The organism is Cellulomonas sp. (assembly GCF_017744555.1).
GTDB lineage: Bacteria > Actinomycetota > Actinomycetes > Actinomycetales > Cellulomonadaceae > Cellulomonas.
This window is the reverse complement of sequence record NZ_JAGIBD010000052.1, coordinates 1-12,184: the sequence shown is the minus strand read 5'-3', so window position 1 is coordinate 12,184 and position 12,184 is coordinate 1. Positions and strand designations below refer to the sequence as shown.

Genomic DNA, 12,184 nt, shown 5'->3' with positions numbered 1-12,184 from the left:
GCCCCGGGCGCCGAGGCCCCCGCCGCGACGGCCGAGGTCGCCGTCGACGTCCTCGACCAGCGCGCCGCGTCCGCGGCGGGCGTCCAGGGGGTGCTGCTGCGCGTCGGCACGCCCGTCGACCCCGAGGCACCGGCCGGGCCCGCCGCGTCGCAGGACGCCGCACCGTCCGCCGGCACCGCGTCGGGCACGGCGCGCGTCGAGAACGCGTCGTTCGCCCCCGCGGCCCGCCGGCTCGCGGCCGCCCCCACGAGCTCGCCCCGGCCGGACGCGGAGACCCCGAGCCCGGCGTCGTCCACGTCCGGCACCCCCACGGGTGCCCCGACGACGACCCAGACCCCCACGTCCGACCCGACGCCCGCTGCGCCGGCGCCCACGGACGCGCCGACCCCCGACGCACCCCCGGCGGACGCGGGCACGACGCCCGAGGCCGCCGCGGCGCTCGCCGAGGCGCCGCTCGAGGTCGAGGTCGACTACGGCACGTTCGCGCGCGCCTACGGCGGCGCGTGGGCGTCGCGCCTGCGGGTCGTGAGCCTGCCCGACTGCGCGCTCACCGCGCCCGACCGCGCCGAGTGCCGCGAGCAGACCCCTCTGGAGTCCCGCAACGACCTCGCGGCGTCGACCGTCACGGCCGTCGTCCCCGCGTCCTCCGCGCGCGTCATGGCCCTCGCCGCCGCCCCCGCGGGCGGCGCCGGGTCGTTCCAGGCGACGTCCCTCTCGCCGTCGTCGTCGTGGCAGGTGTCCGGGCAGACCGGCACGTTCAGCTGGGCGTACCCGCTGCGGGTCCCGCCGGCGCTGGGCGGCCCGGAGCCCGAGCTCGCGCTCTCGTACTCGTCGAGCGCGGTCGACGGCAAGGTCGCCTCGACCAACAACCAGTCGTCCTGGATCGGCGAGGGCTGGGACCTCGCGACCGGGTTCGTCGAGCGGCGCTACCAGTCCTGCGCGCAGGACCGCGGCGGTGCCGCGAACAACAAGGACCGGGTGACCGGCGACCTGTGCTGGATGAGCGACAACGCGACGCTGTCGCTCTCCGGCCACTCGAGCGAGCTCGTCAAGGACGCCGCCACGGGCACGTGGCGCCTCAAGGAGGACGACGGCACGCGCGTCGAGCGCCTCACGGGCGGCTTCAACGACGACAACGACGGCGAGTACTGGAAGGTCACGACGACCGACGGCACCCAGTACGTCTTCGGCCGCGGGCAGCGCTCGGCGACCGACACCACCAAGACCAACTCGGCGTGGTCCGTGCCCGTGTACGGCAACCACCCGGGTGACCCGTGCTACTCGCCGACCTACGCGGCGTCGTGGTGCATGCAGACCTGGCGCTGGAACCTCGAGTACGTCGTCGACACGTCCGGCAACTCGCTGACCACGACGTACGCGACTGAGACGAACGGCTACGGCCGCAACCTCGGCGAGGCCGTGTCGACGTACGTCCGCGGGGGCTACCCCGTGTCGATCGAGTACGGCCAGGTCGCGGGCACCGAGGCGTCGACGCCGGCGCCCATGCGCGTCGACTTCACCGTCTCCGAGCGCTGCCTGCCGACCTCCGGCGTGGCGTGCGACCCGGGCGCGATCGCGCCGGCCCAGGCCAGCGCGTGGCCCGACGTGCCGGCGGACCTCGTGTGCACGTCGACCACGTCGTGCCCGTCCGTGACGTCGCCCGTGTTCTTCTCGCGCAAGCGGCTGACGGGCGTCACGACCAAGGTCCGCTCCGGGACGTCGTACCAGGCGGTCGACTCCTGGACGCTCACGCACACGTTCCCCGACCCGGGCGACTCCACCGACAAGGCGATGTGGCTCGACCGGATCGGGCACAAGGGCATGGTCGGCACGGCCATCACGCTGCCCGACGTGAAGTTCGCGGGCACGCAGATGGCGAACCGCGTCGACACACTGGGTGACGCCGGGCCGCCCATGAACCGGTTCCGCATCAACGCGATCGAGACCGAGACCGGCGCCCGCGTCTCGCTGAACTACACGCCGCAGGACTGCACCGTCGGGAACCTGCCGGCGTCGCCGGAGTCGAACACGCGCCGCTGCTTCCCCGTGCGCTGGCAGCCCGTGGGTGAGGGCGGCCCGATCGTCGAGTACTTCCACAAGTACCTCGTGAGCTCGGTCGTCGAGAACCCGAACGACGACGCGAGCCTGTCGGTGCAGACGGCGTACACGTACCACGGCGACGCCGCGTGGCGGTTCGACGACAACCCGTTCGTCCCCGAGTCCGAGCGCACGTGGAACGAGTTCCGCGGCTACGAGACGGTCGACGTGACGACCGGTGCGGCCACCGCGCAGCGCTCCATGACCCGCACGCGCTACTTCCGCGGCATGGACGGCGACCGGCTGCCGGGCGGCGGCACGCGCAGCGTGGCCGTCGACGGGATCGCCGACGTCGACCGGCTCAACGGGTTCGTGCGCGAGGAGGTCGTGTTCGACGGCCCCGGCGGCGCCGAGCTGTCGGGCACGCGCAACGTCCCGTGGGTGTCGGCCCCCACCGCGACGGGCGCCGACGGCAGCAGGGCGACGTACATCGGCGTGGGCACCGTCGAGGAGCGCACGGCCGCACCCGCGCTGCCGGGCGGCAGCCGCACGACGCGCGTCGTCACGACGTACGACCCGACCTACGGGGTCGCCACGCAGGTCGACGACCAGGGCGACGTGTCGGTCCCGGGCGACGACCGCTGCACCCGCATCGAGTACGTGCGGAACACCGCGAAGCACATCGTGGCGGCCACGTCGCGCACCGAGGTCGTCGGCGTCGGGTGCGGTGCGACGCCCGTGCGGCCGGCCGACGTCATCAGCGACAAGCGGGTCGCGTACGACGGTCAGGCGGTCGGCGTCGCGCCGACCCGCGGCCTGGTGACGTCGTCGCAGAGCCTGTCGGGCTGGAACGGCTCGACGCCGACGTACACGACCGACGAGACCACGACGCACGACGTGCACGGCCGCGCCGTCAGCACGACGGACGCCCTGGGGGCCCGGTCGACGATCGCGTACACGCCCGCGACGGGCGGCCCGGTGACGGGCGTCGCGCAGACCACGCCGGACCCGGACGGCTCGGGGCCGCGCACGGCGATGACGACGACGACCGTCGTGCACCCCGCGTGGGGCACGCCGACCCGGCAGACCGACGCCAACGGCAAGGTCACGAGCGCGACCGTCGACGCGCTGGGGCGGACCACCGCGGTGTGGCTGCCCGGTCGCCCGCAGGCCTCGACGACCGCGAACATGACGTTCGCGTACACCGTCTCGGCGACGGGCCCGAGCTCGGTGACGACGCAGACCCTCACCGCCAAGGGCGACTACCAGAAGACCGTCGAGCTGTACGACGGCATGCTGCGCCCGCGGCAGACGCAGTCGGTGTCGACGTCCCGCGACAACCCGGGGCGCCTGGTCACCGACACCGGCTACGACAGCCGAGGCCTGGTGGCGTACGAGAACGGGCAGTGGTTCACGACGGGTGCACCGAGCGCGACGCTGGTGCGCGCGACGTCGGCCGTGCCGGCGCGCACCCGGTACCTGTACGACGGCGCGGGCCGCACGACGGCCGAGATCTTCGACGTCGGCGAGCAGGAGCGGTGGCGCACGACCACGACGTACGGCGGCGACCGTGTGAGCGTCGACCCGCCCACCGGCGGCATGCCGGAGACGTCGATCTCGGACGCGCGCGGGCAGCTCGTGGAGCTGTGGCAGTACACGGGTGACGCGCCGACGGGCGACCACGTGACCGCGACCTACGAGTACGACCGTGCGGGCCGCCGGACGGCCGTCACGGACGGCGCGGGCAACCGCTGGACGTACACGTACGACGTGCGCGGCCGGCAGGTCGCCACGAACGACCCCGACAAGGGTGCGTCGAGCACGACGTACGACGCGGCCGACCAGGTGGTCTCGACGACCGACGCGCGCGGCGTCACGTCCGTCGTGGTCCGTGACCTGCTGGGCCGTCCGCTCGAGCAGCGGCTCGGCACGGCGACCGGTGAGCTGCAGGCCTCCTGGGTGTACGACACGCTCGCCAAGGGGCAGCTGACGTCCTCGACGCGCCACGTGTCGGGCGCCGCGTACACGACCGCCGTCACCGGGTACGACGACGCCTACCGCCCCGTCGGGCAGTCAGTGACGATCCCGGCCGCCGAGGGCAAGCTCGCCGGCACGTACGCCACTGCTTACGAGTACGCGCTCGACGGGCAGCGCTCGTCGGTGACGCTGCCCGCCGCGGGCAACCTCAAGTCCGAGAAGGTCACGACGTACTTCGACGCGCTGTCGGTCCCCGAGTGGATGGCCGGCAGCGGGCTGAACGGCGCGTACGTGACCGGGTCGTTGTACGACGCGTACGGCGAGCTGCTGCGGTACTCCGCGGGCAACACGTACGTCGACTTCGTGAACTACACGTACGAGACGGGCACGCGTCGCCTGTCGAAGACGTGGACGCAGCGCGAGGGCGTGTCCGGCTACGACCAGGACATCACGTACTCGTATGACGCCGCGGGCAACCCGACGTCGGTGGTGGACCGGCCGACCGGCAAGCCGGTCGACGCGCAGTGCTACCGCTACGACGGGCTGCAGCGTCTCACGCACGCGTGGACCCCGAGCAGCGCGAGCTGCACGGCGGCCCCGAGCGTGGCGGGGCTCGGCGGGCCCGCGCCGTACTGGCGCGAGTACGGGTTCGACGTCGCGGGCAACCGCACGAGCGAGGTGCAGCGCACGTCCGTGGGCACCACGACGTACGCGTACACGTACCCGGCGGCGGGCCAGCCGCGTCCGCACGCGGTGACCGCGGTCACCGCGACGGGCCCCACCGGCACGACGACCAGCACGTACGGCTACGACGCGGCGGGCAACACCATCACCCGCAACCGTGCGGGCAAGCCCGCGCAGAGCCTCTCGTGGGACGCCGACGGGCGGCTCAAGCAGGTCAGCGAGTCCGGCTCGACCGCGGCCGGCACGTACGTGTACACCGCCGAGGGCGACCGGCTGGTCCGGCGCCAGGGCGGCGTCACGACCGTCTACCTGCCGGGTGGTCAGGAGCTCAACCTCACGGTGTCCACGGGCACGGTCACGGCGGTGCGCTACTACGAGTTCGGCGGCAGCACCGTCGCGGTGCGCACGGGTCCGAGCAACTCCGACGTCACGAGCCTCGTGAGCGACCCGCACCAGACCGCGAGCCTCGCGATCGCGAACGTGTCGCACGCCGTGACGGTGCGCCGCACCGACCCGTACGGCAACTCGCGCGGTGACGTGGCGGCCTGGCCGGGCGACCGCGGGTTCCTCAACAAGCCGACCGACACGACCGGCCTGACGCAGGTCGGCGCGCGGTACTACGACGCGGCCCTCGGCCGGTTCATCTCGGTCGACCCCGTCATGGACCTGGGCAAGCCGCAGCAGTGGGCCGCCTACACGTACGCCGACAACAACCCGATGACCTTCTGGGACCCGACGGGCATGCTCCCGTGGCGCAGCGCCTGGAAGTCCGTCAAGAACGCCGTCGGACGGGGCGCGTCCGCCGTGGGCGGGTTCGTCAAGAAGTACCAGGCCGAGATCGTCGGGTTCGCGGTCGGCACCGTCGTCACGGCGGGGTGCCTCGCGGTGGCTGGTCCACTGGCGACCTACGGCTGCTTCGCTCTCGGTGGGGCGGCGGGCAACGCGTCGACGAACTTGTGGCGGACGAGGGTTCAGAAGACGCAGAAGTTCTCGTGGAGATCGCTGGCCCTCGACACGGGTATGGGTGCACTGACGGCGGTTGCGTTCGCTGGAGCTGGCCGACTGGCCATGAAGATCCCGGGTGTCCAGAACGCCGTCACCTCGGCGGGCAGGGCAATTCGTGGCGCGGTCAACCGGCCCGCGAGCGCAATCTCGAACCGGGCGGCGAACCTCAAGCCGTCCGGGGCCAAGCCCAACGCGGCGCCACCGGCCGCGAAGCCGGCGGCGAAGCCAGCCGCGAACGCCGAGGCGAGCCCCTCGGGCGGCGGTGCCTGCTCGATCGGCAACAGCTTCACCGCGTCCACACCCGTCCTGATGGCGAACGGCGCCAAGAAACCCATCAAGGACGTCCAGGTGGGCGACCTGGTGATGGCGACCGACCCGAAGACGGGCCTGACGGGGTACCGCCCCGTGGTCAACCTGATCCGGCACTCGGGCGACCACACGATGGTCAAGCTCACCCTCGCCGACGGCACCGTGATCGACGCGACCGACAAGCACCCGATCTGGGACGCGGTCAAGCGCACGTTCGTCGACGCGGTGGACCTGAAGGCGGGCCAGAAGGTCCTCGCGGCCGGTGTCGCGATGACCATCGCCACCGCGTCCGTGTACTCGGCCGACCTCACGGCCTACAACTTCGAGGTCGCCGACCTGCACACGTACTACGTCGGCGAGACGCCGGTGCTGGTGCACAACACGGGTTGCGATGTAGCCCCACCGAGTGCATTTACCCGAAGCGAAGCATTGTCTGGACGTGGCTCCGCGCGCGAAGTTGCTTCGATTGCCGAGTCGATGGCAAACGAAGGGTGGAAGGGGGCGCCCATTGATGTCGTCGAGAATGCCGGATTGCGCATCATCGTGGACGGCCATCACAGGGTAGCGGCGGCCGCTCGCGCAGGAATCGATGTCCCATTCAGGGTCGTTGAGCCCCAGTCTGTGATTGTCCCAGGTAAGTGGGGTTCATTGGACGACCTGATGAGAGATGTGGCGTCGGTCGGGCCAGATCGGATTCGAAGGTGACTCTTCCCGACGGGGTCGCCGAAGATTTTATTGCAGACGTGATGTCATGCTGGAAGAGGTTCCAGCGTGCAGTGCAGGGAGCGTCGAATTCCCGCCTCGAGCGCTCGGGCACGATTGCTGACTTCGCAGAGTACCGCATTCACGGTCGAGGGTGCCTGTTCCACCTTCGTACGGGTCGCGAGGTGGATGTCGATTGGGATGCAGAGGGATTTCCCGTTTTCGACGACTACAGACTGCGTCGCTACCTCCGATCGAGGGGTCTCGACGAGGGCCTGTCGATGGCACTCGGCGAAGCAATATGTGCTGTCGAGGGGGCTGCGGTCACAAGAACACGCGACTTGTGGTTCAAGATGGGAGAGGGTGCAGGCTCTGGAAGGTAATGAAGCTCAAGGGGAGGGTCCTGTCTTTCGTCTAGGCGATTTGCTTCTTCTCGAGACTCCCTCGCGCTCGACCAGGCGGGCGCGTTGTTGTATGTGGCGGACACAATCCGCGGGCAGGGCTTCACCCGGGGTGATTCTGACGGTCGTGTGAACGGGCGCAGGGCGATAGTCGTTGACGAGAGGCGAGGGTGGGACGTGGTTGCGGTGCGGTTGCGCGGTCGTCCGAAGTGGGGCGTCGCCCTTGCGGTTGGCCTCTCGTTTGTGGCGGTGGTGGGTGTGGCGCCGGCGGTGCCCGCCGGTGCCGCCGCGGTGCGGTTGACCCAGGTCGCGCCAGCCGACCCGGTGTGCGTCGGCGAGGCGGCGTCGGTGGGTGAGGCGGCGGTGCTGGCGGCGGTGTGTGACGTGCCGGTGGAGGTGGTGGCCGAGCGCACGGCGTGGTCGAGCACGTTTGCGTTGCCGGATGGTTCGGTGCGGTTGGACTCGTCGATGGCGGCGGTGCGCACGGATGTGTCGGGTGCGTGGGAGCCGGTGGATCCGTCGTTGGTGGTGACTGACGACGGTGTGCAGGTGGTGTCGGCGGTGGTGCCGATGGTGTTCTCGGACGGGTCGGACGGGATGCCGTTGGTGCGGGTGGAGCGTGACGGGCACGAGGTGGTCTATGACGCGCCGTTCGTGCTGACCGAGCCGGTGGTCGAGGGTGCTCGGGTGACGTATCCGGCGGTGCTGCCGGGTGTGGATCTGGTCGTGTCGGTGAACGGGGACGCGACGGGGTTCTCGCAGGTGCTGCGGGTGGAGTCGGCGCAGGCGGCGGCGAACCCGGCGTTGGCGGAGCTGACGTTCGACGTGGTCACGTCGGAGGGCGTGGAGCTGCGGGCCGAGCCCTCGGGTGGGTTCGCGGTGACCGACGGTGACGGGCAGGTGGTGCTCACCAGCCCGGTGCCGGCGATGTGGGACTCCAGCACCCCCGGCGACGGGCGCGCCGGGCGCGGGGCGTCGGCGAGCACGGGCGCGGTGGGTGGTGCGATCGGCGATCCGACCGTCGCGCCCGCGCCGGGCGTCGAGGCCGTGGCGATGGACGCCGAGATCGGCGACGACGCCGTGACGATCACCCCGGACGCGGACCTGCTGAGCGATCCGGCGACCACGTGGCCGGTGTTCATCGACCCGGGCATGTCCGGGTCCCTGAACCAGCGCACGGCGGTGCGCACGGTCATCGGCAACGCGTACAACTTCCCGGACACCGAGGGCGTCGGCCTGTGCAACAAGGCGACGTCCGACACGTGCTCCCACACGTTCAAGAGCCGCCTCCTCTACCAGTTCGCCGGCCTGGCGGGCCTGGGCGCGCTCGAGCCCGGTGACGTGCAGAGCGCCGTTTTCGCGGTGACCGGCACGCACTCCTACTCGTGCACGCCGATGCCGGTGACCCTCTACGCGGTGTCGGACTTCGACCAGAGCACGTCCTACCCGGGCGGCGGGTACTGGCAGCCGCTGCAGACGCAGACGATCACTCATCGCAGTGGGTGCGGCGCGGGCCGGGAGCCGCGGCGCATCGAGTTCGACGCGACCGCGCAGGCGCGCGCCGTCGCGGCGGCGAACACCTCGCTCGCGTCCTTCGGCCTCGCGGCCGACGAAGGCTCGATGGCCTCGTGGAAGCGGTACTCGTGGGACGCGTCCTTCTCGATCACGTACAACCGCGCACCCCTGGCGCCCGTGAACGCGCGCACCACCGGGCCCGACACCGGGTGCGTCGTCGGTGCCGGGCGCCCCTACATCCGTATCCCTACCCCGGTGCTGCGGGCCGTGGTCCACGACCCCGACGGCGGCAACGTCCACGCGGACTTCGCGATCGTCAGCGCCCTCAACCCCAACGTCGTGGTGTGGGACCCGGGCCCCGTCCCCGCGCAGGGCAGCGGCGCCGAGCACGCGATCCAGGTGCCGGCGGGCCTGCTCCACGACGGCGGTCAGTACCGCTGGCTCGTCGCGGGCCTCGACCCGCAGGGCCGCTCCGGGCCCGTCACGTCGTGCGAGTTCACGGTCGACACGACGCCCCCGCCGGTCCCGACCGTCGAGGCCGTCTCCGGCCTGCAGGCGAAGTACGCCGCCGACGAGACCTCGGGCGGCGTCGGTCAGCCCGGTCTGTTCCGCTTCGCGGCGGCCGGGGCGAGCGACGTCGACCGCTACGAGTACTGGCTGACGGCCGGCGCCACCGGCTCGGCCCCGGCCGACACGCCGCAGGTGCCCGTGACGCCGACGCAGGCGGGCTCGCAGACCCTCTCCGCCCGCGCGATCGACCGCGCGGGCAACATCAGTCCGACGGCGACGTTCCGGTTCACCGTCGACTTCGCCGGCATCAGCGACGTGTGGCAGCTCGACGAGCCGTCCGGGACCACAGCCGCCAACGTCGCGAACGCGGGTTCGCCGCTGACCGTGTCGGCAGGGGTCACGCGTGACGAGGGCGCGGTCGCCGCGCTCGGTGGTGACCCGGGTGACCGGGCGCTGGTGTTCGACGCGCCCGGTGACACGGCCGGGACGTCCGCACCCGTGGTGCGCACCGACGGCTCGTACTCGGTGATGGCCACGGTCCGTGCCGATCAGGTCGGCCCGACGGCGACCGCCGTCAGTCAGGACGGGACGGTCGTGTCCGGGTTCGAGCTGGGCGTGTCCAGCACCGGCTGCGCCCCAGCCGCGTCACCGTGCTGGGCCTTCAGCGTCCCCGCCGGGGACGGGGGCGCGGCGGCGCGCGCGGTCGCGGTGTCCACGGTCCCGGTGGTGCCTGGTCAGTGGGCCCAGCTCACGGGCCTGCGCGACGCCTCGGGGGGGACCGTGCAGCTCGTGGTGTGCGTCCTGGGCAACGGCGACGAGCCCGGTGAGATGGTCCCGTACCAGGGTGACGCCGTGCCCGCCGGGACCTCGTGGCTTGCGTCGGGTGGCTTCCAGGTCGGCCGTGGCAAGGTCGCAGGCGCCGCCGGCAACCCGTGGACTGGTGCGGTCTCGCAGGTGCGCACCTACACCGGGGTCGTCACGATCGACAAGCTGCGCGGCGCGTGCCGCAACCCCGACTCGATCCTCCCTGCGCTCGACCCGGCCCCGCCCGCGCCGCCGAAGGCGCGCAACGCCAGCGGCATCGACATCGACGGCAACGGCAAGGCCGACGTGTTCTGGGTCAGCCCCGCCGACGGCAGGTGGCGCGTGTCGTACGACGGGCGGTCCGCCTGGACGGCCATCGGGGCGCCCGGCAACCTTCCCGCGAGCTGGTACCGGTTCGGTGACCTCGACGGTGACGGCAAGGACGACGTGTTCCTCGCCCACCCCGACGGTCGGTGGCTCGTCTCCTCCGGTGGCATCACGGCCTGGCAGCTGTACGGCGCCGACGCCAACACCGCCGGCAACGTCAAGCTCGGCGACCTGGACGGTGACGGCAAGGACGACGTCTTCTGGGCCCATGCCGGCACGGGCACGTGGCGCGTGTCGTACGGCGGCAGGACGGGCTGGAACGTCATCAACAACGGCGGTGGCTTCGGCACCGAGTCCTTCCAGCTCGTCGACATGAACGGCGACGGCAAGGACGACGTGTTCTTCGCCCACCCCGACGGCCGGTTCCTCGTCTCCCACGGCGGCACGAGTGCGTGGGTCGTGTACGGCGGTGACGCGAACGCGGGCGGCAACGTCAAGGTCGGTGACCTCGACGGTGACGGCAAGGGCGACATCTTCTGGGCCAACAGCGGCGACGGCGCCTGGCGGGTGTCGTACGGCGGTCGTGGCCCCTGGAAGGTCGTCAACAACAGCGGTGGCGCGTACGGCACGCAGGACTTCCAGCTCGCGGACCTGGACGGCGACGGCAAGGACGACGTGTTCTTCGTCAGCCCGCAGGGCGAGTGGAAGGTGTCGTACAGCGGCACGAGCGCGTGGCAGACCATCAACAACGACGGCATGGCCGGGAAGCAGGTGATGGTCCGATGACCGCCGAGCGCGCGGGACGAGAACCGCGCGTGGCGGACCCGCGACCTCCGCGCGGACGGGTCCGTGGTGCTCGCACGCGGGGCGCGGTGCTGGTGGTCGCGCTGGCGGTGGTGGGTGTGGCGCCGGCGGTGCCGGCGGGCGCCGTCCCGGGTGGCGCCGTCGTCGCCGATCCGGTGTGTGTGGGTGAGGCGGGCACTGCGGGTGAGGCGGCGGTGCTGGCGGCGGTGTGTGACGTGCCGGTGGAGGTGGTGGCCGAGCGCACGGCGTGGTCGAGCACGTTTGCTCTGCCGGATGGTTCGGTGCGGTTGGACTCGTCGATGGCGGCGGTGCGCACGGATGTGTCGGGGCGGTGGGAGCCGGTGGACCCGGCGCTCGTCGTGACCGACGGTGGTGTGCAGGTGGTGTCGCCGGTGGTGCCGATGGTGTTCTCGGACGGGTCGGACGGGATGCCGTTGGTGCGGGTGGAGCGTGACGGGCACGAGGTGGTCTATGACGCGCCGTTCGTGCTGACCGAGCCGGTGGTCGAGGGTGCTCGGGTGACGTATCCGGCGGTGCTGCCGGGTGTGGATCTGGTCGTGTCGGTGAACGGGGACGCGACGGGGTTCTCGCAGGTGCTGCGGGTGGAGTCGGCGCAGGCGGCGGCGAACCCGGCGTTGGCGGAGCTGACGTTCGACGTGGTCACGTCGGAGGGCGTGGAGCTGCGGGCCGAGCCCTCGGGTGGGTTCGCGGTGACCGACGGTGACGGGCAGGTGGTGCTCACCAGCCCGGTGCCGGCGATGTGGGACTCCAGCACCCCCGGCGACGGGCGCGCCGGGCGCGGGGCGTCGGCGAGCACGGGCGCGGTGGGTGGTGCGATCGGCGATCCGACCGTCGCGCCCGCGCCGGGCGTCGAGGCCGTGGCGATGGACGCCGAGATCGGCGACGACGCCGTGACGATCACCCCGGACGCGGACCTGCTGAGCGATCCGGCGACCACGTGGCCGGTGTTCATCGACCCGGGCATGTCCGGGTCCCTGAACCAGCGCACGGCGGTGCGCACGGTCATCGGCAACGCGTACAACTTCCCGGACACCGAGGGCGTCGGCCTGTGCAACAAGGCGACGTCCGACACGTGCTCCCACACGTTC

3 protein-coding genes are annotated in these 12,184 nt (G+C 72.0%); all 3 read left to right on the top strand.

The features are described 5' to 3' along the window. Nucleotides 1–6,717, top strand: a 6,717-nt coding sequence (locus J7523_RS19190; protein WP_291890249.1) for a polymorphic toxin-type HINT domain-containing protein, incomplete at its 5' end; no start/stop codon positions are given. Nucleotides 6,718–7,373: 656 nt separating this feature from the next. Further along, nucleotides 7,374–11,057, top strand: a complete 3,684-nt coding sequence (locus J7523_RS19185) for an FG-GAP-like repeat-containing protein (protein WP_291890247.1) — start codon at nt 7,374–7,376, stop codon at nt 11,055–11,057. Nucleotides 11,058–11,290: 233 nt separating this feature from the next. Then, on the top strand, nt 11,291–12,184 hold an 894-nt coding region (locus J7523_RS19180), incomplete at its 3' end, for a hypothetical protein (RefSeq protein ID WP_291890244.1).